The sequence below is a fragment of the Endozoicomonas sp. ISHI1 genome (assembly GCF_024606225.1).
In the GTDB taxonomy this organism is placed as follows: Bacteria; Pseudomonadota; Gammaproteobacteria; order Pseudomonadales; family Endozoicomonadaceae; genus Endozoicomonas_A.
Genome location: NZ_JAGRPU010000024.1, coordinates 26,007 through 50,756, shown reverse-complemented (window position 1 = coordinate 50,756; position 24,750 = coordinate 26,007). Strand labels below are relative to the sequence as shown.

Below are 24,750 nucleotides of genomic sequence, written 5' to 3'. Positions count from 1 at the left end.
TTCTGCTCTCTCAAAAATCAAACCGTCATTTGATAAATTACTGCTCGTCACGACGGCGCTTGTTGGCGGCCTCTTCATCACGCTCTTTGTTCAGAACAGTCACCAACTGCTCAAGCTCAGCAAGAGCCAGGCGTCTGGATGAGTGATCAGGCTCAAGCACCATCAGCTCGATGTTGCGAGCACCAGATTCGACAGCTTCCAGCAGTCCCTTCAGTGCGACTTTAATAGTGTCATCGCGGCTCATATCATCCTTGTATTCTCTCTCCAGCAGCTCCAACACAGCCTTACTCTTCCTTCCGACAGAACAGGCTTTCCAGCTGACGCATACCCCGGAGGGCTCAGTCTGCCAGAGCTGAGGGGAGCCATCATTGTTGAATCCACCAATGATGCAGGCAACACCGTAAGGGCGACAACCTCCATGCTGAGTAGCTTTCTGCTGTACCTCGGCGACGCGACGGGCGATGCTGTTGATATTCATGGCGTCCTCGAAGGATAAACGAAAACTCTGGCACTCCAGCTGAGCCTTTCGGATCAGGACGCGGGCGTCAGCAGACAGACCAGCGAAGGCCAGCTGAGCGTGCTCATCAAGTTGGACGATTTTACGGTTAGTCTCGCTCTGCAGCAGCTGCAACGGCCTCTTTTCCACAGCCAAGACGACGGTGTCAGCAGATTTTACGCCAACCGCACAGAGGCCGTGGCCGACAGCCTCTCCAGCGTACTCCACTTGTAACAGACGACCGTCTCCAGAGAACAGACGACCGTCTCCAGAGGACAGACTGCCACCAGTAGCCGCAATTTTCTGCTGGTTGATCCGTTTTTGCCTTCCAGCCCTATCGGTAGATGCCGTATCGGGTTCCGGGGTGCATTCTGATTGATGCATTACCTCTTGAGCCTCAGATCGAGTCGATCTTTCATTACTCTCGTCTTCAGGGCGTAATGGTCTTTGAGTACCGGTATGGTTGTTGGTGTCCCGTTCAGGGCTCTCATGATTAACTATTTGACCAGGTTGAAAAGGCTTCTTTCGAATGAAGCGTTTCCATTCGTGCCAACCGCCGCCCGCCGGCAGCGATGGGCCGAAAATCTCCGGATACAGTGACTCAAGAAAGCTCTGACAGTAATGACTGAACCACAAGTAGGCTTCAATCCTGCTGATGAACAATAGCTTGCCGTTGTGTTGGATGATGTAGGACGGCTGCCCATTACTGTCCTGAACATAAAAGGCGGCCCCGTGAATGAATGTAAGAAATCTTAATAACGGGTCGTCGGATAATGAGTTCATTATCAGTTTATTAGCCCATCTGAGGACGGATCTGACGCTGTCGGTACCATTCTGAAGAGAGTCTGCTTTAGTGAGTTGCGGCCAGTTTTCCTCAGTAATATCGCTGATTCTCACCACGGCAGGAAACTCTGAAGGCACCAGCGGTTCTGGTGCGTCGGGGTCATTGTTATCAGAACTATCAAAACCATTGCCTGCAAAGAGATGCGTGAGGTTATGGGGTACGGGTAAATCAGGTTTATGAGTCAGCGATGCTGGCAGGCTGTTTTCCGGATCTACCGGGTCGATGTCCGGGGTAATGATCTGTGTGGTGATGCCCTGAATCGCCCAATGTTCATGACAATGTCCAGTTGTGTCAATGTATTCTATGGCGCTGGGCTGGTAAGAGGATTCCGGTTCCAAAGGTTCACTAGCGCCTGAGCATTGCCAAACCTGGCCTGTAGCCAGAGTAACATCAAGGTCAGGCAAACGGTTCTTTGCTTCGGGAATATTTCGGTAAACAGTGGCAATCAGAGGTAAGAGCGAACTTAACGACATCTGTTCGGTGAAACTGTTGACGGCCACTGCTGGCTGTACCCTTGCCAGTTGCATTATAAAACAGGAAAAAAGAAACCTGCAAATGACAAGTGTGTAATATGTTTTTTTCATATCACCCTGGTATCCGTCATTCACTATCCCGATCAGGAATAGATTGATTGCCACCTGTGATCGAATATAAAAATGACTGTCGAAGGGCTTTCCGTAATGCCAGCTAAATGCTTTTCCGTCCCATCAATTTTCAGAAATGGATACGTTGTTCAGCCCATAATGAATCCGATGTCCGATAGCAGGATAGACCATCAGGCAGAGGGCTATTATAAGTTCTATTGCCACAAAGGTATGCTTGTTTACAGAATCACGACCTCGCTTGCCGCCGTGTTTTTTACGTCCCCAACAGGTATCATCGACTGGCAAGTCGCCTGATAAGCGATGGCTTTCATCACGTTCTTTCATCCTCTCATCAGATTGTGTTTCAGACGCCATGAAGCGTTGTACGAAATACCCGGCTGACACGACATTTCAAGGGCTGCAATAGCTGTATCAAAGGGTGGTTTTCATGGCGGCATAGCCGGGAGAATTAGCCTCTGTCAACTCATCCCTGGACGGGTTACACTGACTGAAAGGTAAGCTCAAAATCCGTATCAGTTATCAGAAAAAAATAATCACTATGTCAGGAGAAGAACGATGAGCCGTGGAAAGGGTGGTATGTCAGGTATTTTGTCTTTGACGATCAAAGACACTTCTTCTCTCTATTCATCCTATATGCCTTTTATAACCGGTGGAGGGTTGTTTATTCCGACGTCAAAGCGTTACTCACTGGGGGACGAAGTTTTTATTCGTCTGACTCTGATGGATGAAGCGGATAAATTACCTGTTCCCGGGAAGGTGGTCTGGATCACACCCCAGGGCTCTGCCCGAATGGCCGGGATAGGTGTTCAGTTTACCGATGCGACAGATACAGTCAGAACCAAAATAGAGATGTATCTGGCTGCGGCGCTCAAGTCCGATCGCGAGACCAGTACTATGTAAAGCTCATGTAAGGTTCTGTCCTCAAGCAGTCTCGCTGCTTGAGGTTGTAAGTTCCTGGTCAGGTATTTATTCACCCGTTATTTGATTCTTGGTGACCTGACCTGGGGCTGGGACTGGGATACTGGCTTTGAGTTGTTATTACAGAAAGAAGCATGATTGCTGATTCGGTTGGCGGCCTTACAGGGTGATTGCGCAGAATGGAGTAATGCACAGGAGAGCGGTTTGAGCCCAATTCTGCCTGGCGCTTGAGGTAAGAGGGACGCGCATGAGGTATTATGGGGAGTCATTTTGTCTGAATACTATTGAACTAATTACGACTGAATATGTTGATTGATTCACATTGCCATCTCGACCGTCTCAAGCTCGACAGCTATGACGGTGATCTGGACGCAGCACTTGACGCAGCAAGACAGGCGGGGGTTGAAAGAATGCTTTGCGTGGGCATTGATCTTGAGCATGCAGATGCTGTGGTTGATCTGGCAGATAAATATCAGGATGTGTATGCCTCGGTTGGAATACATCCTCTCGAAAAAGAAGCAGCCGAGCCAGATCTGCAAACCCTCCTGCATTATGCGGCTCACCCAAAGGTGATTGCCATAGGTGAGAGTGGTCTTGATTATTATTATTCGGCTGACAATAAAGAAAGGCAGCAGGAGCGGTTCAGAATTCATTTGCAGGCGGCTGAAAAGTCAGAACTTCCCATTATTGTTCACACCAGGGACGCAAGGGAGGATACCCTTGAGTTGATACGCCGGCATGGCGATCTGGACAAAGCGGGTGTGTTGCACTGCTTCACAGAGAGCTGGGAGATGGCGAAAGAGGCGATGGAGCTGAACTACTTCATCTCTGTTTCCGGCATAGTCACGTTCAGGAATGCGACTGAATTAAAAGAGGTCGTTAAGAAGTTACCACTGGAGCGGCTTTTGATTGAAACCGACTCTCCTTATTTGGCACCGGTTCCTCATCGAGGCAGGCCGAATGAGCCTCGCTATCTGCCTGAGGTAGCAAAATGCGTGGCTGACCTGAAAGGTATCTCGCCAGAAAAGCTGGCTGAGATCACGTCTGCAAACTTCTTCCGACTGTTTCCCAAAGCGGCTTCCTGTTGAAGCAGGGAGCGTTCGTTGACAATTCGGACTGTTGATGACGATCCATTATTCGATATTTACCGAGTCGATAGCCACTTTGAATATAATAGTGACTTCTTTCTATATTAAGGGATTACACGATCATTCGCCTATGGCATATCCAGAAGACTGTCTTTATAATTGCGCCACCATTTTTTTCTATGGTGAGCCGTAGTGGCCACGTAACGATGGATTGATGTGAGATTGTACTCAGGTCTCAGGTAGATCCCTCCAGGACTTGTTTTTGAAAGCATAAGTCCCGGAGAGGGCTGGGCAGTAAGAGGCTTGGGAACGTTTACCGTCAGTTTGCTTGAATCAGAATATTTACAAATGGGACTCATTTCAGCGGGGTGCGGTCTCTTTGTTGTGCGTTTGATTGAAGTGGAGATCATAGCTTTAGTTCTGACTTCCTGTTGGAAAAAAAAGCTGGGTATTCAGGGTTGTATTGGTCAGCTGTCGGTTATCACCGGAGAGGCGGGTTTATTCCGGACCTGAAAATTGATTGATTAGGCGAAAGGTATGATCAAAATCAAACAGGGGCTGGATCTTCCGATTACAGGAGCGCCTGATCAAAGCATAGCGGATGGCAGGGCAGTTCGCTCTGTCGCCGTGATTGGCTTTGATTATGTGGGTATGAAACCTACTATGGCTGTTGCTGTCGGGGATCGAGTTAAAAAAGGGCAAGAGCTCTTTACCGATAAGAAAACACCGGGTGTGCGCTACACTGCGCCCGCTGCCGGTGTGATTGCTGCGATTAATCGTGGTGAAAAGCGGGTGCTTCAGTCAGTTGTCATTGATGTCGATGGTGACGATGAAGTCACTTTTACTGAGCACAAGCCTGAAGCACTGTCGTCTCTGACTGCTGATCAGGTAGAAGCCCAGCTGAACGGCTCTGGATTATGGACTGCTCTGCGCACCCGCCCCTTCAGCAAAGTGCCTGCCCTGGGTTCCCGGCCGGTCTCCATTTTTGTGACTGCTATCGATACTAATCCTCTGTCAGCTAATCCTGAAGTCATCATCAGTGAACATGCTGAAGCGTTTGAACAGGGCATCAACATCCTGGGCAAGCTCAGTGGTGGCAAAATCTTCCTGTGTAAAGCACCCGGTGCCCGTATTCCTGCCGGTATCGCCACTGCAGAAGAGTTTGACGGGCCTCATCCAGCTGGACAGCCCAGTACCCATATTCACTTTCTGGATCCGGTAAGTGCTCAAAAAATCGTTTGGCAGATCAACTACCAGGACGTCATTGCCGTGGGCAAGCTGTTCACCACCGGTAAACTCTTTACTGATCGTGTTGTTGCCCTGGCAGGTCCTCAGGTTGAGAAGCCTCGTCTGGTGCGTACACGTTTGGGTGCCAGCACCGATGAGCTGGCAGCAGGTGAACTGAAAGAGGGGGATAACCGTATTATCTCTGGTTCTGTGTTTGGTGGCCGAACTGCTAAAGGCTCCTTTGCGTTCCTGGGTCGATATCACACACAGGTTTCCGTTCTGGAAGAAGGCAACGAGCGTTTGTTCATGGGGTGGGTAAATCCGACCATCAACCGCCACTCTGTCCTGAATGTGCTGACTTCAGGTCTGAGCAAAAGCAAACGTTTCAACTTCACAACCACCACCAACGGCAGTGAACGTGCCATGGTACCAGTGGGTCAGTACGAAAAGGTCATGCCCCTGGATATCCTGGCCACTCAGTTGCTGCGTGCGATTGTGGTGGGTGATACGGAAATGGCCCAGAAACTGGGTGCCCTGGAACTGGAAGAAGACGATCTGGCACTGTGCACTTACGTGTGTGCCGGTAAGTATGAATACGGTCCCATCCTGCGCGACAACCTGACCCGTATCGAGCTGGAGGGCTGAGAAATGGCTTTGAGAAAACTCCTTAACTCCCTCGAGCCCCACTTTGTCAAAGGTGGCAAGCACGAGAAGTGGTATGCACTGTATGAAGCAGTAGATACTCTGCTCTATACAGCCCCTAACAAGACTCATAATACCGCTCACGTTCGCGATGCGATCGACCTGAAGCGTATGATGGGAATGGTTTGGCTCTGCACCTTCCCGGCCATGTTCTTTGGTATGTGGAATGTCGGCTTCCAGGCGAACACAGCCATTGCGGGTGGTTTGTCTGCTCCTGCTGACTGGCACGGTGCCCTGATCAGCCTGCTGGCGGGTCACGATCCGGCAAGTCTTTGGGATAATTTTATTTATGGTGCTGTTTACTTCCTGCCTATTTATGCCGTTACATTCTTTGTCGGCGGTTTCTGGGAAGTACTTTTTGCCATCGTTCGTGGTCACGAAGTTAACGAAGGTTTCTTTGTTACTTCTGTCCTGTTCGCTCTGATTGTGCCTCCCAGTATTCCGCTGTGGCAGGTCGCCCTCGGTATCTCCTTCGGTGTTGTTATCGGTAAGGAAGTATTCGGTGGTACTGGCAAGAACTTCCTTAACCCGGCTCTGACTGGCCGTGCGTTCCTGTTCTTCGCTTACCCTGCACAGATCTCCGGTGACCTGGTTTGGACTGCTGTAGACGGCTTCTCCGGTGCAACTGCCCTGAGTCTGGCACAGCAGGGTGGTATTGATCAGGTTGTCTCCAATGGTATCACCTGGTTCGACGCTTTCCTGGGTACTATCCAGGGCTCTGTCGGTGAAACCTCTACTCTGGCCATCTTCATCGGTGGTGCTGTGCTGCTGGCAACTCGTATCGCCTCCTGGAGAATTGTTGCCGGTACCATGCTGGGTATGATTGCAACAGCAACCCTGTTCAACATGATTGGTTCCGAGACCAACATGATGTTCACTACTCCATGGTATTGGCACATGGTTATGGGGGGCTTTGCTTTTGGTCTGATCTTTATGACAACCGATCCTGTATCCGCTTCCATGACCAATACCGGTCGCTGGTATTACGGAATGCTGATTGGTGTCATGGTCATCCTGATCCGTACCGTTAACCCCGCTTATCCAGAGGGTATGATGTTGGCCATTCTGTTCGCCAACCTGTTTGCGCCGCTGATTGACCACTTCGTGGTTGAAGCCAACATCAAGCGTAGGGAGGCTCGTGCCTGATGGGTAACGATAGTATCAAGAAGACGTTATTTGTAACGATTCTGCTCTCTCTGGTGTGCTCCATTGTGGTGTCTGCTGCTGCCGTTTTCCTGAAGCCGCAGCAGAACGAGAATGTTGAACTCGACGTTCAGCGCAATATCCTTAGCATTTCTGGTCTGACCAAAGATGCCAAGGCTTTGAGCAACAGTGAAGTGGCCGAACTGTATAAACAGGTTCAGCCGCGTCTGGTCGACTTGAAAACCGGCAAGTTCGTTGATAAAACCCCTGAGGGTCAAACCGCTGCCAACTATGACCAGCGTGTTGCCGCCAAGATTCCCGACGAGTCCCGTGCCCTGAGTGGTGCCGAGGATATTGCCAGCATCAAGCGTCAGGCTGACATTGCCAAGGTCTATATCATTGAGAAAAATGGCAAGCTGGAAACCATCATTCTGCCCGTACACGGCTACGGTCTGTGGTCTACCATGTATGGCTTTATGGCTCTGGATAGTGACCTGAACACCGTCAAGGGTTTCGGTTTCTACGACCAGAAAGAAACGCCGGGACTGGGTGGCGAAGTAGACAACCCGCTCTGGAAGGATAAATGGCCCGGAAAGAAGATCTACGACAGTAAAGGTGTTGTGGAAGCAGGCCTGGTGAAAGGCGGTGCTGATCCCAAGTCTCCTTACAAGGTCGACGGTCTTTCCGGCGCAACTCTGACCAGTAACGGTGTGACCAACCTTATTCATTTCTGGATGGGTAAAGATGGCTTCAAACCGTTCCTTACTAATTTGAAAGCGGGGGATGCATAATGTCTGAGAAGACTAAAGATATCCTGCTGGAACCGGTCGTTAACAACAACCCCATAACCTTGCAGATCCTCGGTATCTGTTCGGCACTGGCGGTGACCACCAGCATGCAGGTTAGCCTGGTTATGGCCATGGCGGTAATCGGCGTAACCGCCTGTTCCAACCTGGCTGTATCCCTGATTCGTAACCACATTCCCAACAGCATTCGTATCATCTGTCAGATGACCGTCATTGCTTCTCTGGTAATTGTGGTGGATCAGATTCTGAAAGCTTACGCTTACGACATCTCCAAGCAGTTGTCTGTATTTGTAGGTCTGATCATCACCAACTGTATCGTGATGGGTCGTGCCGAAGCCTTCGCTATGAAGAACGGTCCCAAGCTATCCTTCCTGGACGGTATTGGTAACGGTTTGGGTTACGGTGCGGTACTGCTTATTGTGGCATTCTTCCGTGAACTGTTCGGTGCCGGTAACCTGTTCGGTGTTGAAATCCTGAAGACTGTCAACAACGGTGGCTGGTATCAGCCTAACGGCCTCATGCTGCTGGCCCCGAGTGCGTTCTTTCTGATCGGTCTGCTGATCTGGGTGATTCGCAGTCGCAAGCCGGATCAGGTTGAAGACAACGAGTTCAAAATGGCTCCTAACACCAAGTTCAGCGAGGCCCACTAAGCCATGGAACATTTCATCTCACTTTTTGTGAAAGCAGTGTTCGTGGAAAACATGGCATTGGCTTTCTTCCTGGGTATGTGTACCTTCCTGGCGGTGTCCAAGCAGGTTAAAACAGCTCTGGGTCTGGGTGTCGCCGTAGTGGCCGTACTGACCATTACTGTCCCCATTAACAACCTGATTTATCAGAACATTCTGAAAGATGGCGCGCTGACCCCCGGTGTCGATCTGAGCTTCCTGGGGCTGATCACCTACATCGGTGTTATCGCGGCTCTGGTTCAGATTCTGGAGATGTTTCTGGATAAGTTTGTACCGTCACTCTACAACGCACTGGGTGTATTCCTGCCGCTGATTACCGTGAACTGCGCCATCATGGGTGCGTCACTGTTCATGGTTGAGCGTGACTACAATCTGGGCGAGTCTGCGGTATATGGATTAGGTGCGGGTGTTGGCTGGGCTCTGGCAATTGCTGCCCTGGCTGGCATCCGTGAAAAGCTGAAGTACAGTGATGTACCTCCGGGCCTGCGCGGCCTGGGTATCACCTTCATTACTGTGGGTCTGATGTCACTGGGCTTTCTGTCATTCTCTGGCGTACAGCTTTAAGGAGGTCGTGTAAATATGGAAAATACCGAAGTCATAGTTTATGGCGTAGTCATGTTTTCCGTCATAGTGCTGACGCTCGTAGCGATCATCCTTGCTGCACGCTCGCGACTGGTTAGCACCGGTGATGTGACCATCAACATTAATGAAGACCCTGAGAAAGCGGTCACTACAGTGGCCGGTGGCAAGCTCTTGACGACTTTGTCAGGTGCGGGTGTCTTCCTGCCATCTGCCTGTGGTGGTGGCGGTACCTGTGCACAGTGCAAGTGTAAAGTACTCGACGGTGGTGGCGAGATGCTGCCTACCGAACGTTCCCACTTCACCAAACGTGAAGAGAAGGAAGGCTGGCGTCTGTCCTGTCAGGTGAACGTTAAGCAGGATATGGAAATCGAAGTTGAAGAAGAACTCTTCGGTGTTAAGAAATGGGAATGTGAAGTTGTTTCCAACGAGAACGTTGCCACTTTCATTAAAGAGCTGGTTCTGAAACTGCCGGAAGGTGAAGACGTTAACTTCCGTGCCGGCGGTTATGTGCAGCTGGAAGCGCCTGCGCACACGGTTGAGTACAAGAACTTCGACATTCAGGATGAGTACCGGGGCGACTGGGACAAGTTTGACCAGTGGAAATACGTTTCCAAGGTCGATGAAGAGACTATTCGAGCCTACTCTATGGCTAACTACCCTGAAGAGAAAGGTATTCTGAAGTTCAATATCCGTATCGCTTCACCGCCTCCCGGGACGGACTTTGAGCCGGGCAAGATGTCTTCTTTCGTCTTCAACCTGAAGCCGGGTGACAAGATGACCGTTTATGGACCCTTCGGTGAATTCTTCGCAAAAGACACCGACAACGAAATGGTCTTTGTCGGTGGTGGTGCTGGTATGGCGCCAATGCGCTCCCATATCTTCGACCAGTTGAAGCGTCTGTCTTCTACCCGCAAGATCTCTTTCTGGTACGGTGCCCGCTCACTGCGTGAAGCATTCTACGTAGACGAGTTCGACAAGCTGGCAGAAGATAACCCTAACTTTACCTGGCATCTGGCGCTCTCTGATCCTCAGCCAGAAGATAACTGGGAAGGTTACACCGGCTTCATTCACCAGGTGTTGTTCGACAACTACCTGAAGGAACACGCTGCTCCTGAAGACTGTGAGTTCTATATGTGTGGACCTCCCATGATGAACGCTGCGGTGATTAAAATGCTTGAAGATCAGGGGGTTGAACCCGAAAATATCATGCTGGACGACTTCGGTGGTTAATTCAATGGTCTGACATAGAGGTTGGCTTGAGAGTGCTCAGTGGCTCTCGATACAAAGAAACCGGGGATACTCTCAGAGTTCACCGGTTTTTTTTGTTGGATTAATCATTAAACCAATATCCGACGATCAACTTCAGAAACTTTTTGCTTATAGCTATTTTTATGTTGCCCTCTATATTTTGATCTCTGCTATGCTATTTTTTTACCATTGAAAGAGAGTAAGCCCAGTGAGTTTAAAGCCCAAATACCAATCGACGGAGTTGGATCACATTCGAGACACCTTGACTGACGTGGTCAGCTCATTAGGTGAAGCAAACAGCAATATTAAAAAGCTCGACGCTAAGTTTGATAAACGCTTTGACGAGCACGATAAGCGCTTTGATGAATACGATAGGCGTTTTGACGAACACGATAGGCGTTTTGACGAACACGATAGGCGTTTTGACGAACACGATAAGCGCTTTGATAAAATTGATAAACGCTTCGATGAGCAGGAAAAGCGTTTTGACAAAATTGAAGACACTCTCTCCATCATCGTGAACCACCTCAAGAGATAACCACCTCACTTAGCAAAAATAATCAGTGGGTTGTCTACTGGCAATCACTGATTAAAAGCTTCAGTTGGCTGGATCAGCATTTATAAAAAAATAATAGCTGTTGGTATAACTAATGTGTAAATTTGACTAGCTGAAGTGGCTGTAACAGATGAAGCTGAAGTATCTGAAACAGTTGAAGCAGTTGGAGTATCTGAAGTGCCTGAAGTATGTGAAGTAGCTGAAGTAGCTGAAGTAGCTGAAGTAGCTGAAGTAGCTGAAGTAGCTGAAGTAGCTGAAGTAGCTGGAGTATCTGAAGTAGTTGAACTATCTGAAGCAGTTGAAGTAACTAAATCAGTCCATTCAAAATCATTCGATGTCAATGCATCATAAAAGTATGTTTGATTAGCTGATGAATTAAGGTAAATATTTTTAGTTATAAAATCAGCATTAATGAATATTGGCGTATAGCCTATGATGCTTCCATCGTGATTAGCCACAGCTGAATGTACACCAATTAGATATTCAGTACGGTTAACCTCATAAAACAGAGGTGAGCCTGAATCTCCACCTTTCCCTTCCCCCGGATAGTTCAAGATATATCTAAGATCCGTATATTGGCACATAAGCTGTGTTAGCCATGATAATTTCACTTTCTTAAGTACTGAAGTGCTCTGGTAACCTGCTGCAAAAGGGTTTCTTATAGAACTGGCTAATTCTGAACAAGTATATATTGAAAAATCAAGAAGGGGAGGGTTGTCGAGAATGACATCTTCTGAAAGCTCCATAATTGCGATATCTGTTGTTGTAATTTCAGCATTCGGATGAAGAATGAATCTTTTTACTTTAATTCTTTTTTTGCTATCCAGGTTGTTGAAATCTACATATGAAGCCAATGCTTTTTTTTCAGAAAGGAAACAGTGAGCCGCCGTTAAAACATGTCTTTGAGTGATCAAAAATGCCGTACACCTTACTGCACAACAAGGATCATAATAATGATTTAACTGTACAATCCAGGGAAGTTGCCCCGCAGGAACTACTTCTGCCGGATCAGTGTACCTTTCCACCCTATCTCTTGCGAACAATTGCATTGAGAAACATGGGATAGAAAATAGGAACACATATTTCAGCCAACTCATGTATGTACCTTCGAATGATGACAATCGAAGTCATAAGGCTAGAACACAGTATGGGCGAGAGCCATAAAACATCGGTTTATGGGCGAGGGCTCCCCCCTGGCCTTGTCATCCCCGAAAGGCCGTGACCCACTGATGGCGCTGGATTCCGGCCTTCGCGGGAATGACGACTTCAGAGCGTGGGAGCGAGGGGGATGTCCGGATATCAAGGCTAAGCTGCACTGGTTGATTGATGCAATGCCTGGAAAACTTCTGGGCATTGCTCTGCTATCTGGAGTAACGCTTTGGCAGGCTCCTTTGGAGTTCTACGCCCTTGCTCCCAATTTTGCATGGTTCTGATGCTAACGCCCATGAATTCAGAAGGGGGATTTTTTGCTCATTAATTCGGGGTCTCCTGATTTTGGTGCTACATTGCATTCGCTTACAATTCCTTAGGTTTTTTAAAATGCGTTTTTTTTTTGTGTTCATTTTATGTTTATTCTGGAGAGTTTTCAGATGCCATAAAAAGTGGGTATAAAGAGAAAATTACTTCTTTAATCACTGTATTATCTACTGTGCCGGAGTTAAAATTATCATGTTTTCCACATAGCTTTAGAGGAGTCTTTGGAGTAATGCTAAAGCCATTTTTATGTGAAGAGAGTCATATAAATTGTGAAAGCCCTTCATCTAGTTGTACTGAAAACCGGGACGAATAGAACTTGGTAAAAATTTCCGGTAGGCTCACTGAGCAACACAACGAATAAGGGTAGATTGCGTGCATTCTCTCCTTATTCATCAAGTGGCGTGGTTATTTCTTCAGTTGTCTGACAATGATGGTCAGTGTGTCTTCGATTTTGTCAAACCTGATGCGGTTTTTACGCTGGTTTTCCAGCATTACCTTATCGTTTGTTGTAGATGTGATGAACATAGCAGACATCGAAATATTGCACAGAGGCATATAGTTGAGATGGGGCAGAGACTCAGAACTCTGAACTATTTGTTATGTTTTTGTACCCTATCTATAATGTGTATACATTAAGAAATTATACACACAGGTGCAATGTGCGTACAAATATAGTAATTGACGATGATCTAATGGCGCAAGCTTTAAAGGCTACAGGTTTAGATACCAAAAAAGAGGTCGTGGAACAGGGGCTTAAGCTGTTGGTGAAACGCAGCGAGCAGCAATCGATAAGAAGTTTACGAGGTAAGATCACTTGGGAAGGTGATTTAGATGAAATGAGGAATAATGAGTGATCTTAGCAGACACCAGCGTTTGGATTGACTACCTTAACGGGCAGATCACCCCTCAAACAGACCTCTTGGATGATTGTCTCGTTGAGGGAACGCTCGCAATGGGCGATCTGATTTTTTTAGAGATCCTCCAAGGCGTTAAAGACGAAAAGCAGTTTAAAAAAGTAAAAACTAAATTATCACTACTCGATCAATATTCCATGTTTGGGTCAGACATGATTTTTAAATGCGCAAATAACTACCGTACATTGCGTAAAAAAGGAATAACGATTCGAAAAACCAACGATGTGATTATTGCTTCATTTTGCATCGAGCGAAAAATGGGGCTGCTGTACTTTGATAGAGATTTTAAACCTTTTTCTGAGTTTCTAGGCCTGAAATCAGCCTACTAAGAAACATAATTTCTGGTTCAGTTACGCCGCTAATGGCAGCGATGGGTGGAGGGATGCGCTCAACTTGCTAAAAGTCAAAACCATTCTGCTCTGAATAGCCGACAAGTCAGTTATTTGCGTTTTTAGTATTTTCTTCAATAATGCCGTAAAAATAGCAGTTATTGGGTTTACCACCCATCTCCTTTTATATCAGGATTATTGAGAATCACTACAGGATGGATAAAAGTCTGCAAAGCTTCCATCCAACAGGTAATGCGGGAAGGTGTTTCGGTAAACCGTAAAAAGTTGCCATGATAACTAATTATTTTTCTGGTGTTAAAAGGTTAACATATTAATGTTAAGGTTTTTCATGTCAGGTGGTGACACTGTCATTGCCTGCCGGAAGCAGTATTAGTACATAGGGGAAACTCTTCATGCTTTGGGTTCAGTTAGCGGTTGTACTTGGAGCCATTTTTCTTGGTGCACGACTGGGTAGTATCGGTATTGGTTTTGCCGGTGGTATGGGGGTGCTGTTACTGACACTGGGCCTTGGGCTCCAACCCGGGGCAATACCCATAGATGTAATTTTGATTATTATGTCTGTGATCGGAGCAGTGGCTGCCATGCAGGTGGCTGGCGGTCTGGATTATCTGGTTGAACTGGCGGAGAAAATTCTTCGCAGTAAGCCAAAGTATATTACCTTCCTTGCACCGACTGTGACTTATGTTATGACTCTGTTGGCAGGCACGGGTCATACTTCTTATTCTACTCTGCCAGTGATTGCAGAAGTGGCTAAGGAAAACGGTGTTCGCCCATCTCGCCCACTGAGTATCGCTGTGATTGCTTCCCAGATTGCCATAACTGCGTCACCTGTTTCTGCGGCGGTCGTTGTTTTTAGTGGCTTTCTAGAGCCCTACGGCATCGGTTATTTGGAGCTGCTGGCTATCTGCATTCCTACTACTTATGCTGCCGTTATGCTGACCGCTGTTATCTGTAACTTCATGGGAGTGGATCTGGACAAGGATTCTATTTATCAGGACAGATTAAAAGCCGGTCTGATTACCCTGCGTGAGACTAGAGAACGTCAGGGTGGCAGGAAGGGGGCGGGCCTCTCGGTCGCCATTTTTGCTCTGAGTATTTTGGCTGTGGTGCTTTACGCTACTGCCATCAGCGGTAATGTAAGTCTGATTGCAAATCCTGTTCTGCCCCGCGACTCTGCCATCATGGTGTTTATGATGATTGCGGCGGGTCTGATTACTATCTTCTGCAATATTGATTCTGGCCAAATTCTCAACGCCCAGACCTTCAAGTCCGGTATGAGTGCCTGTGTCTGCGTATTGGGTGTTGCTTGGTTGGGTAATACTTTTGTGGGGGCGCACATTGATTCTATCCAGGCTCTGGCGGGTAATGTTCTGAACAGCTACCCATGGCTGCTGGCGGTTACTCTCTTCTTCGCCTCCATGCTGCTCTACTCTCAGGCTGCTACCACTCGAGCCCTGATGCCTGCGGCTTTGGCTCTGGTTGATCCCGTCACCGCTATTGCTTCTTTCGCAGCAGTATCCGCTCTGTTCGTTCTGCCAACTTACCCAACACTGCTGGCGGCCGTAGAAATGGATGAAACCGGGTCTACCCGTATCGGTAAGCTGGTCTTTAACCATCCATTCTTTATGCCGGGTACTCTCTGTATTGCACTTTGTGTTGCCTTTGGCTTTGCTTTTGCTCCAATGATTGTTTAACTTTTGATCATTCCGGCCTGCCTGCTCAGGCAGGCCATTCTGTATTTGCTCTAAACCTGTTTTCCTCAATCGGACAATCTGTATCTGCGTTATTATTTCCAGTTATAATTAACGGCTTTTAGTTAAGTTGGAGAATGCATGACTCCATGGATTCACCTACTGTCATCCACCGTGCGCCTTGTGGATTTACACGACAGTAATCACGAAAGGCATTCAGAAAATATCAATGTCTCGGCAGAGACTCGCCCTGGACTCGGAGATGGGTATTGGCTGGATATTGCCTGCCTGCTATTGGAGTTCCTGCTTGAGGAAGACTACCGCACAAACGGCCAATACATCCCTCAGGTTCGCTGCCTGAACTATTTACAGCCGCAGATTCCTGAGCTGAGGGCAGAGGATCTGGCTTATGTCGCCAATGTCCTCAGTACCCCCAGCGAACTTTATTTCCGCAAGCGCAGTGATCAGGAAGGCGCTGTAATAGCCAGCACCAAAGGAACTGCACTGCTGGACAAACAGTCCCAAATTGGCCATATCCGGCTTTCTCAGGCGGGCAGGCAGAGTGTCACCTTATCAAGGCAGGTTGATGACATTCTCTACAGTGAGCACGATGCAGCCAAAATTGTTTCTGCAATTGCCCGCAGTGACTTTGACCGGATACCTGATATCTGTGATTCTATTCTGCTCGCCATACGCGGACTGACACAGGAGATTCGACGTATCCGGGAAAACCCAGCCCTGGAAGGCAAACTCGAGTCCTTTCGCAGCAATCGCAAGCACTACGGAACAGCGGCACGAAATATTCAAGCGACGGTGATGGATTGCCAGAATCAGTTTCTTCGTCCGGAAATTCAGGATCGCTTCTACCAGTGGGCAGCACAGCAAGAGCTGGAATGGGATCTGTCCATGATCAACCAGTCATTCAGCCGAATTCTCAATGCCTTGGAGAATCTCAATCGACGTCTGACCGATCTGCTTAGAGATATTGCTGAAGGTCGAATCCAGAGCATGGGTGTTATTGATTTTCAGAAGGCTGCGCTGAACCTGGTCTGGAATCCTCCTGCTATGGATTTGCTGACCTCTGTCTTTAACCAGACGGCTCCTTTTGGTGTGGCTGTGAACTTGCCTGCGCCTGGTGACTTTCGGGGCGTATTGGACAACCAGCGAGCGGATAACAGTGCCAGAAGCCTGGTGTATGAAGATTCTATAGACGAAAGTACTGAATCTCTCATGTTGCAACGATTTCTTAATCTCTTTGCTCAGCCCATTCGAGAGCGGCTGCTGGAAGGCCCGTTATCGCTGGGTGAAGCCATCTGTAATGGCTGGCACACTCACGAAGAACGCGGACAGAAGGAAGACTTTTTGCCTCAGTTGATCAATATGTTCGTAGATACCGAGCAGCTGCAGTCCGGCCTGACCGTAGCGATTGATCACAATGGTCTCAATATTCAGTTACAGGATGGTCGTCGCTTACATGGTGATAATCCTGTTCTTATGACACAAGATTCCAATCGTTCCGGGAAAGTACATTCATGAATATGACGGAAATGGGCGAAGTCTATGCTTTTCTGCTTCGCCACAGGATCGCTGAAAGTCAGCCCCAGGAGCGTCGGCGTCGCTCCTCTCAGAGCGGATTGATTTCTGAGAGAGATGCCTGTTCCCTGTTGAAGGATGCTGATGAAGAGCAGATGCAGCAGCTTCGCTCGTTTCTGAGTGGTCAGGGACTGCAACTGGCCATCTATGACAGCGCTGACTATCCGGGGATTCCGCCGGGCGGGCAGATTTATTTGCTGCTTCGACACCCCCAGGCAGAGCTGCCAGTCATGTTCAGTCAGCAGCAGTTGCTTCAGAAACTGAGAATCAGAAATGATTCCCAGGAAACGACAGCAGTCTGGTTTATCCATATATGGATGCTGATGCTGGGACTGCTCTATACCCGTAATAACCGGGCCCTGTCTGATGTCAGTCTCTATCAGGATGCGGTTTTCAGTCAGGATGAGCTGATTGATGCCCTGAAAACGCATCTGGAAACACTGCGTCGTGGAGGACAGCAGGATCAGGAGCTGCCCCGGCAGATTGCCATTCTTCTGACAGAAAAAGGTGAAGATATTCCCCGTCGGGTTCGGAACTTTGTTGAAAGTCTGTTGGATGCCAGTCTATTGAGCGAAAAGGGCAAGAATATATTTCAACAAACGCTGTTGGGTGCCCTGGAAGTGGAACAGAGTGGCCTGAATCACCTGAGGCACCTGATTCCTGAAGACATAGCACAGCGGATTATCCTGCCTGTAGAGCGTCATTTGGAAGAGGAAAAACAGATCGTGCAGGAGCCTGTCGATGTCCGTCATTAATCGTATTGAAATCGCCAGCCTACTGAACAAACACGGAGATATCAGTAGTCCGTGGGACGCTAAAATGCGTCATTTGATGTTGAACTTACGTGGTCAGTCCACAGCCATGAATATGGAAAACGGCTTTGGTAAGACGACCTTGTCCGATGCTCTGATAGGTATGTTGTCGCGAGATCGAAGCCTGATGCGCAAGACCCGTCGCAAGATGTCACCTTCCAGGGATGGGCGTCCATGGACGCATGTTCGCGTTGAGTTCAGTTATTCGTCCAGTCATGTTGGACAGCCCGACATACTGGCAGCAGCAGGCGATAGCGTGGGCGGTACTGAGCAGTGGGTTTTCGGTATGTACGGACACAGCGATACTGATTCAGGTTTCTATTTTTTCCAGGGCCGACTTGAGCAACTCCCTGTCAGTAGTATCACTGCAGACAACAAGCTGCAACTGTTCAGTAATGAGCACTTCCAGCAGACCCTTCGACAATTAAAGCCGGAACGACCCAAAGACCGGGAGTCCTGGCTGGATGCCATCAGTCTGCATATCAGCCGCAAGGAGCTGGAGCAGCTGGCGTCGTTTCAGAAAGAAGGGGGAGCCGATAAAAGCCAGATATTTAATGCCATAAAACCCCGCCCCGGTGAAAAAGCGGATCAGGCCTTTTTTTATGAAGTGCTGGCACCACAGATTCTGGCGGGCGCCAGCCAGGGCGAAACGGACGAGTCAGAAGAGTTCATTGAAGATCTGGTGATCAATTCCGGTCGTAGTGTATCAGAGTTGCGTTACAAGATTAATGAGAAGTCCCTTGACCTGCAAAGAAACCGTGATAAGGCAGGTCGGCTGGCAGAGCTTGATCGATCCGGGGGCAGGCTGGCCGAAACTCGCTCCCTGCGCGACAGTGCTCGTAAACAGCTGGAAATACAGGCCAGCTGTCTGGCGACCATAACCGGCAATGGGCTGCCTGGAATACCCGTTAGTCAGGATGAGCAGGATACAGTCTCACTGCTGGCCGCTGAAATGGCCATTCGACCCGGTGAGGTTGAGCCTCTGGTACCTCTTTCAGCCCTCGCAAAAATCACCAGCAGTGGTGCCCGTAAGGTTGAGGAGTATCTGGAGAGCAGACAGTTATCAGGTTATCGTCATGACCGGACAGCCGTCGTTTACAGCCCGAAAGCCAGTTGGGTAGCGGGAAAATCCATGCGACTTTACCCCGTTGAAAAAGTAATCCGGTATCTCAAAGACAGTCAGCAGCTGTTCAGGGATGATGCAGACCGTATCAACAGCCTGGAGACCCTGGAAGAGGCGGTAGACCGGTTCCTTGATCTGGATACCAACCCGTTTCGGGAGAGCTATCTGGCCGATCAGGAATATCTGAAAACCCTGAAAACCGAGTGTCAGGAGCTAAAAGAAAAGCAGTGGAAGCTGGAAAAGAATCACGACGTTCTGGTGAATCGGGACAAAGAGTTTACAGACAATGAAACCGTCTTTACCGATGCCCTGCAGGAGGGACTGTTCACTGAAGAGGAGCTGGAGACGCCGGATGAAACAGAGGCAAGCGTTCAAACCCGTCTGAAAGCGGTTAAGGACAGCTACAGAACGTTTCTGGAAAACCAGGGGAGATTTAAAGGCTTAGCCGACAGTTGGGCGAAGTTTCAACGTGACTATTGTAAAGAGCCTGGTCAAGAGGCCATTCCGGCTGAGCTGATCGAAGAGAAGGATTTGCAGCTGGAAGAGCTGAATCACCAGTTGCAAGATTTACAGGGCCTCTGTGACAGATATCAGGGGGAGGAGAGGGAGCTTAATAATCAGTTGCAGATCATTGGGCAGAAACTGCCAGGACTGGAGTCGGATTATCAGCAGATGGGCAGACTGGGCAGCAGCTTTGATTACGCACAGAAATGTTTTCCGGATGAGGATATTTCAGGACTGGTCAGCAGGCTTGAGCAGCAGCAGCGTCAGCACAGGGAGAATCAAAGCCAATACCGCCAGCAGCAGACAGAAGTCAAAAATCAGTTGCAGGCGTTAAACTCTCTGCTGCCACAATACCATGCATTTCAGGAAGTCTATCCTGACCTGCAGCCTGAAGGTCTGGAAGGTCAACTCTGGCAGGAAAAAAACGGGCTGGATCAACAGGTTGAGCAGCAGGAAAGACGAGTGGGCGAATTGCAAATACTGGTTTCAGACCACAAGGAGTTCAATCATCTTTTTCCCGGTGTTGTTCCCTCTGAGTGGTTGGTTAAAGCCGTAGAAGCTTATCCTCGCTTATTGACAGAACAGGGTGACCTGCATTCTCGTATCGGCGATATTAAACGACAGCTGGATGATTTAAAAACGGATCCGATTAGCCCCGGCGCTGTCGAAGTCCAGTGCTCACAGCTCCTGAGTGAACAGAACATTAAGCATTGGCCACTCCACAAAGTCATTGCAGAACTGATTGCAGACGACGATCCCCGTAGGTCTCAATGGCTGGCACAAGCCCACAACCTGCTGTTTGCGCCTGTTCTGGATTCTTTGGAACAAGCGATGCAGGCGGCAGAACTGTTTGTGCAGAACCGTCAGCCGGTACCGGTTTTCACCCGTGAGTCATTACAAATGGCTGTGACCCATAACCAGCCACTGTTAGGTGCTGTCATTGGTTATGAAAGCCTTGCCGTTCGTGCTCTGTTGAATCCAAAGTTTATTGAGGAACTGAGACAGCAGTTGCAGGATAAACTGGCACAATTGCAGGCTCAACTCGGCAGAGTCAAGCGGGAGCTTGAGCTCTATCACCATGACTCTGACAGCGTCCGGCTGGCAAAATCAGCGGCTGAGGCCATTGATCAGCAGGCTGACAGAGAGCTTCCGGAACAGCTGGCAGCTCTTGAGCAGAACCAGTCCCGACAGCAGCAATTGCTGAAGCAGTTGGCTCCGGAGAACTGTAAGCTCATTCACTCTGCTGAACGTTTTCTCAAACTGGGCGGCAGTGGTTGTATTGATGAGCTGGGAGTTTCTTTAAATCATCTGGAATCGAAACTCGATGATCTTGGAAAACAGCTAAGCCAGTTGGAAAGCCTGCTTAATGGGGAAAACCGTCGGAAGCTGGATCAGGCAGAGCAGTTCCTCAATGGCGGAGGTAAAGAGCGGCTGGCTGAGTTGCAGGGTGATATAGAGCTGCAAACTATCAAACGACAACAGCTGACTGAGCAACTGGCCCGGTGTGAGGAAACTGTCGCCAGTTACCAGAGTCAGATCTTTCAGCTCAAGGCTCAGGCCAACGCAATCTACAAGCCGGGAGAAGTGGAACTGTTGAGTTCGCTGGCAAAATATCTTCAGGATGGTGGCCCTGAATTTATGGCCAATGCAGAGGCCGTGCAGGCGTCATTAGAGGGGCAGCAGGAGCAGGCTCAGGCCCGGGCCAGTTTGAAGTTTGATCGCATCAGGGCTTATCTGAGTGCTCGCCGTGATGAAGGTGGTACTAAAGCTCTGAAAAAACAGATTGCCGATGCCAAAAATCAGATCAATCGAATCAGAGACGAACAGGACGAGAAAAGTGCTGAAATCAACAGAATTCAGGATGAACAGCCTCAGCAACTGAAAGCGATACACCAAATAGACGAAACCGCTGAGCGCTGGTTAAAACAGCTTTCTCATTTCACTGAAGCCATGCTGGCAGAGCTGCCGGAACCCGACCTTGATCAACTGGTAAAGATGGCTCTGTTTGAAAAGGCTGAACAGTATCAGCAAGCCAGCCAAAATGACATTTTCGACAGGGATCAGGTCTGCCACTCAGCCATGGCTCTGGGAGAGCAGCTTGAACTTGAGAACATTAAAGAGCTGAGCAGAGAGCTTGAACGGCACGAGAAAGAGTATTCCAGGGATGAAAAAGGCTTCCGCGAAGTATTGGCTCGTATTCAGGACAATGAGCGACAATTGTTTAACGCTACTGAGCAAACTCGTCTGACAGGGCTGAGTGAAGCAGACGAAGCGGCATTGAAAGAACTTGCCAGCATGATCAGTACCCTGGATGAGCAGATTGATCATAGCCAGCGAATTCTTGAAGAACTTCAGGAATCCATGAGTGGCTACGAGGATAAGCTCCACGAGCGGCTTTCCAGCATCATCATGCACTCGGTAGATAACCTTAAAATTCTGAAACGAGTTGCCAAACAGTCCACCGGAGATAATGCATACTTCGTGATTCAGGCGGATATTGTTACTGAAGAGGGCATTCGACATCTGGTTAGAAGCCTGCTGGCGGAAATTGAAGATAATCAGCGTCAGGTTCGCACCCGTAAAGCCAGGAACTTGCCTGTAGGCAGTGAGGAAAAGCAGCGAAAAGAGTTGAGTCAGAATCTGCGCGGTCAGATTTATCGTCAGCTTTTTACCAATATCAGTATTCGTCTGAAACACGATGCTATTAGGCCTCATGGCAATCTCTTCAGCCTGAATGAGGATATGAGCGAAGGCCAGCGCGAGGCGGTTTCCCTTATGTGGCTGGTAAAGCTGTCTGAGTTTGCCATTGAGCGGGAGCTGAAGTCTGTCCCCAGTCATTACCGCAGGCAAGAGCGTAAATCCAGTGAGTCGGTCATTATTCTGGACGGCCTCTTCAGTAAGCTTTCTCACAAGAAGTTGATTGAGGACTCCCTGGAATCCCTGCGCAATACCCGCGGTCGATTCCAGATGGTGGGACTGATTCACAATCCTAACTATGAAAACGACCCGGGCATTTTTCCTACCTATCTGGTGGGTAATGTGATTGGTGGTCTTCAGGGGCAGGGAGGGCATGTCACAGTGAAGGAGGGTGTTCTGGTCAGTCCAGCCTCTTTGGGGCGAGGCAAAGGAGAAGCCAGTTTGTTCCATCTGCATGTGGATCATGAAGGGGGCTAATTTGAATGTACTCTGAAGAAGACAAGGAACGAGTGTTTGACTGGTTTATAAAAAAAAGAACTGCGACTAATGCTCGCTCTGCGCCAAAAATGATTCAGAAGTCTCTGGGTATAGAGAGTCTTCTGGTTATTGAAGAGATACTGAAGGCTCTGGCAGAGGAGCGTAAAATCACCTCTTCTCATGAAGATGTGCGTTATGGGAAGTTGTCCTGTCCGGTTAATCCAGCGGAATCGGCAACTCAACAGTGTTGGCGAGAGATTCTGCACAACTATTCAGATGGCTTGGCATTGGCTGCTTGCCATGAGTCACTGTCTTACTGGACCCGGGAAGACATGCAGAAACTGGCTGATGGTTTGCACCAGTTAAAATCAGATTTGCCCGCAGCTTATCAAATGACGGCTTATGAGGCTTCCGCCCGGTATCTTTTGGGTTCATCCAAGCTTCTTAATGCTCTGGGCAAGCGAAGCCTTCAGCAGTTTGGTATTGATCCTGACCAGTTCAGAAAGCCTGTCAGTTATGTGGTAACTGCCACTCCTGAACAGCCGGAGCAGGTGTTGTTGATTGAGAATCCCCAGAGTTTTGAGGCTTGTATCCAGCTGGGACTGCACCTCAAAATGGCACTAATCAGTACTTTTGGATACGGATTAGGCTGGCTTCAGGTGATTGAAAACAGGAAGTCAGTAGTGGGCATTTCCAGAGCAGGTACATCACAGGATCTTATGACCCTGCTGGATCATCCGGAGTTGTTTTTCTGGGGAGATCTTGACCATGAAGGCTTGAAAATTTTCCGAACAATCCAACAACAGTATCCACAATGTCGTTTGAGTCGTCTTTATCTGCCTATGGTGGAAAAAGTGGAAGCAGGTTTCTCTCATCCCTATGTAAAAGCGGCTGGCAAAGAGGGGCAGAAGGCTGCAGGGGTCAGTCGATATTCGCAAGGGCTGGATCAGGAGTGTCTGAAAAGCAGTGTTATCGGGGAATATTGCCTCGGAGGGATTGAGGACCATCAATTGATGATTTTGTCTAATAGCCTTAAATCTGGTTGATTCCTTATTCATTAAAAAGCCCGGAAAACCGGGCTTTAATTTATCAACCACGGTAGTAACGCTGTTCAATAAACGGCATACGACTCACAGTCATAGGCAGTTTTTTACCGCGCACCTGAGCAAAAACTTCTGTTTCCAGAGCGGCGTATTCAGTGGCAACATAAGCCATGGCAACCGGTGCGCCGACAGTGGGTCCAAAGGTTCCCGAAGTCACCACGCCGATCTTCTCACCTTCGGCATTGACGACTTCAGTCCCTTCACGAACCGGTGCACGACTGCTGCCGATCAAACCAACACGTTTGCGGGTGAAGTCTTTGTTTTCAATCTGGCTCAGGATCTTGTCCGCACCGGGAAAGCCGCCAGCACGCTCACCATCCTTACGACGGTTTTTGCTGATGGCCCAGATCAGGCTGCTTTCGATGGGGGTGGTTTCTGTATCCAGATCGTGACCATACAAGCAAAGTCCACTTTCCAGACGCAGGGAGTCACGGGCTCCCAGACCAATGAACTCCACTTCTGGCTGATCCAGCAACATACGACAGAATTTTTCTGCATCCGCTTCCGGGATTGAGATTTCAAAACCATCTTCACCGGTGTAACCCGAGCGGCTGATGTAAACGTCAACGCCTTCAATGGTGATATGAACAGAGTCCATGAAAACCATCTTTTCTGTTTCAGGTGCAAAGCGGGCCATAACAGATTTCGCTTCAGGGCCCTGAATAGCGACCAGAGCACGGTCGTCCAGAACCTCCAGCTTTACATCCTCAGGCAGATGAGCCCTCATGTGAGCAATGTCCTGATCCTTGCAGGCAGCGTTGACAACCACATACAGACTGTTATTGCCTTCGTTGGTGACCATCAGGTCGTCCATCACGCCCCCCTGTTCATTGGTGAACAGGGCATAGCGTTGCTTGCGCTCAGGCAGATCAATAATGTCGACAGGTACCAGAGCTTCCAGAGCCCTGGCCGGATTGTTGCCTGTCAGACGAACCTGCCCCATGTGGGAGACATCGAACAAACCCGCTTGAGCACGGGTATGCAGGTGCTCAGCTTTAACCCCCAGAGGATACTGGACCGGCATATCGAAGCCCGCGAAAGGAACCATTTTTGCGCCCAGCTCCAGGTGCAGGCCATGGAGTGGTGTTTTTTTGAGATCAGTCATTACA

22 protein-coding genes are annotated in these 24,750 nt (G+C 48.8%); 18 read left to right on the top strand and 4 right to left on the bottom strand.

All coding sequences use genetic code 11. From position 1 onward, the window contains the following. Positions 1-37: 37 nt before the first annotated feature. Positions 38-1,924 (bottom strand): archaeal proteasome endopeptidase complex subunit alpha, encoded by a 1,887-nt coding sequence (locus KBW69_RS15355; RefSeq protein WP_257281427.1) that lies wholly within the window; start codon positions 1,922-1,924, stop codon positions 38-40. A 123-nt stretch (positions 1,925-2,047) separates the two neighbouring features. Then, entirely contained in the window at positions 2,048-2,269 is a 222-nt protein-coding gene (locus KBW69_RS15350) for a hypothetical protein (protein ID WP_257252609.1), read from the bottom strand. A gap of 231 nt (positions 2,270-2,500) precedes the next feature. Between KBW69_RS15350 and KBW69_RS15345 the strand changes: the two genes are divergently transcribed. The 10 genes from KBW69_RS15345 (at position 2,501) to KBW69_RS15300 (ending at position 10,883) form a co-directional block, all read left to right on the top strand. Beyond that, a complete protein-coding gene (locus KBW69_RS15345) occupies positions 2,501-2,845 on the top strand; it encodes a PilZ domain-containing protein (protein ID WP_257252610.1) in 345 nt (114 codons plus the stop codon). 323 nt (positions 2,846-3,168) lie between these two features. Next, a complete protein-coding gene (locus tag KBW69_RS15340; RefSeq protein ID WP_257253674.1) occupies positions 3,169-3,951 on the top strand; it encodes a TatD family hydrolase in 783 nt (260 codons plus the stop codon). Positions 3,952-4,299: 348 nt separating this feature from the next. Beyond that, a complete protein-coding gene (locus KBW69_RS15335; RefSeq protein WP_257253672.1) occupies positions 4,300-4,464 on the top strand; it encodes a hypothetical protein in 165 nt (54 codons plus the stop codon). A 24-nt stretch (positions 4,465-4,488) separates the two neighbouring features. Beyond that, positions 4,489-5,823, top strand: a complete 1,335-nt coding sequence (locus KBW69_RS15330; protein ID WP_257281426.1) for a Na(+)-translocating NADH-quinone reductase subunit A — start codon at positions 4,489-4,491, stop codon at positions 5,821-5,823. A gap of 3 nt (positions 5,824-5,826) precedes the next feature. After that, positions 5,827-7,026, top strand: a complete 1,200-nt coding sequence (locus KBW69_RS15325; RefSeq protein WP_257281425.1) for an NADH:ubiquinone reductase (Na(+)-transporting) subunit B — start codon at positions 5,827-5,829, stop codon at positions 7,024-7,026. After that, positions 7,026-7,814, top strand: a complete 789-nt coding sequence (locus KBW69_RS15320) for a Na(+)-translocating NADH-quinone reductase subunit C (RefSeq protein ID WP_257281424.1) — start codon at positions 7,026-7,028, stop codon at positions 7,812-7,814. The genes KBW69_RS15325 and KBW69_RS15320 overlap by 1 nt, the downstream gene beginning before the upstream one ends. Then, complete coding sequence (locus KBW69_RS15315) at positions 7,814-8,479, top strand: NADH:ubiquinone reductase (Na(+)-transporting) subunit D (RefSeq protein ID WP_062268817.1); 666 nt, start codon at positions 7,814-7,816, stop codon at positions 8,477-8,479. Before KBW69_RS15320 ends, KBW69_RS15315 begins: the two co-directional genes overlap by 1 nt. Positions 8,480-8,482: 3 nt before the next feature. Beyond that, positions 8,483-9,079 (top strand): NADH:ubiquinone reductase (Na(+)-transporting) subunit E, encoded by a 597-nt coding sequence (nqrE, locus tag KBW69_RS15310; RefSeq protein WP_257281423.1) that lies wholly within the window; start codon positions 8,483-8,485, stop codon positions 9,077-9,079. Between the two features lie 15 nt (positions 9,080-9,094). Beyond that, complete coding sequence (gene nqrF / locus KBW69_RS15305; RefSeq protein WP_257281422.1) at positions 9,095-10,327, top strand: NADH:ubiquinone reductase (Na(+)-transporting) subunit F; 1,233 nt, start codon at positions 9,095-9,097, stop codon at positions 10,325-10,327. Positions 10,328-10,553: 226 nt separating this feature from the next. Next, on the top strand, positions 10,554-10,883 hold the full coding sequence (locus KBW69_RS15300) for a hypothetical protein (RefSeq protein WP_257281421.1): 330 nt from the start codon (positions 10,554-10,556) through the stop codon (positions 10,881-10,883). 80 nt (positions 10,884-10,963) lie between these two features. Here KBW69_RS15300 and KBW69_RS15295 read toward each other — a convergent pair whose 3' ends face one another. Beyond that, complete coding sequence (locus KBW69_RS15295; protein ID WP_257281420.1) at positions 10,964-11,998, bottom strand: trypsin-like serine protease; 1,035 nt, start codon at positions 11,996-11,998, stop codon at positions 10,964-10,966. Between the two features lie 78 nt (positions 11,999-12,076). On the opposite strand from KBW69_RS15295, the gene KBW69_RS15290 reads away from it, so the two are divergent. The 8 genes from KBW69_RS15290 (at position 12,077) to KBW69_RS15255 (ending at position 23,584) form a co-directional block, all read left to right on the top strand. Continuing rightward, entirely contained in the window at positions 12,077-12,334 is a 258-nt protein-coding gene (locus tag KBW69_RS15290; protein ID WP_257281419.1) for a hypothetical protein, read from the top strand. A gap of 702 nt (positions 12,335-13,036) precedes the next feature. Beyond that, entirely contained in the window at positions 13,037-13,231 is a 195-nt protein-coding gene (locus KBW69_RS15285; RefSeq protein ID WP_257281418.1) for a type II toxin-antitoxin system VapB family antitoxin, read from the top strand. After that, positions 13,228-13,620: a PIN domain nuclease gene (locus KBW69_RS15280; RefSeq protein WP_257281417.1), complete on the top strand. Its 393-nt coding sequence runs from the start codon at positions 13,228-13,230 to the stop codon at positions 13,618-13,620. The genes KBW69_RS15285 and KBW69_RS15280 overlap by 4 nt, the downstream gene beginning before the upstream one ends. A gap of 413 nt (positions 13,621-14,033) precedes the next feature. Next, positions 14,034-15,335 (top strand): anaerobic C4-dicarboxylate transporter, encoded by a 1,302-nt coding sequence (locus KBW69_RS15275; RefSeq protein WP_257281416.1) that lies wholly within the window; start codon positions 14,034-14,036, stop codon positions 15,333-15,335. A gap of 138 nt (positions 15,336-15,473) precedes the next feature. Next, a complete protein-coding gene (locus KBW69_RS15270) occupies positions 15,474-16,868 on the top strand; it encodes a hypothetical protein (protein ID WP_257281415.1) in 1,395 nt (464 codons plus the stop codon). After that, the gene (locus KBW69_RS15265) at positions 16,865-17,680 is read left to right on the top strand and encodes a hypothetical protein (protein WP_257281414.1); all 816 of its coding nucleotides are present in this window, start codon (positions 16,865-16,867) and stop codon (positions 17,678-17,680) included. The genes KBW69_RS15270 and KBW69_RS15265 overlap by 4 nt, the downstream gene beginning before the upstream one ends. Continuing rightward, positions 17,667-22,538 (top strand): hypothetical protein, encoded by a 4,872-nt coding sequence (locus tag KBW69_RS15260; protein WP_257281413.1) that lies wholly within the window; start codon positions 17,667-17,669, stop codon positions 22,536-22,538. The genes KBW69_RS15265 and KBW69_RS15260 overlap by 14 nt, the downstream gene beginning before the upstream one ends. 5 nt (positions 22,539-22,543) lie before the next feature. Continuing rightward, positions 22,544-23,584 carry a DUF2220 domain-containing protein gene (locus tag KBW69_RS15255; protein WP_257281412.1) on the top strand — a complete coding sequence of 347 codons (1,041 nt, stop codon included), beginning with the start codon at positions 22,544-22,546 and terminating at the stop codon, positions 23,582-23,584. A 43-nt stretch (positions 23,585-23,627) separates the two neighbouring features. Here KBW69_RS15255 and gcvT read toward each other — a convergent pair whose 3' ends face one another. Then, positions 23,628-24,746, bottom strand: coding sequence for a glycine cleavage system aminomethyltransferase GcvT (gene gcvT / locus KBW69_RS15250; RefSeq protein WP_257281411.1), 1,119 nt, complete (start codon positions 24,744-24,746; stop codon positions 23,628-23,630). Positions 24,747-24,750 lie beyond the last annotated feature (4 nt).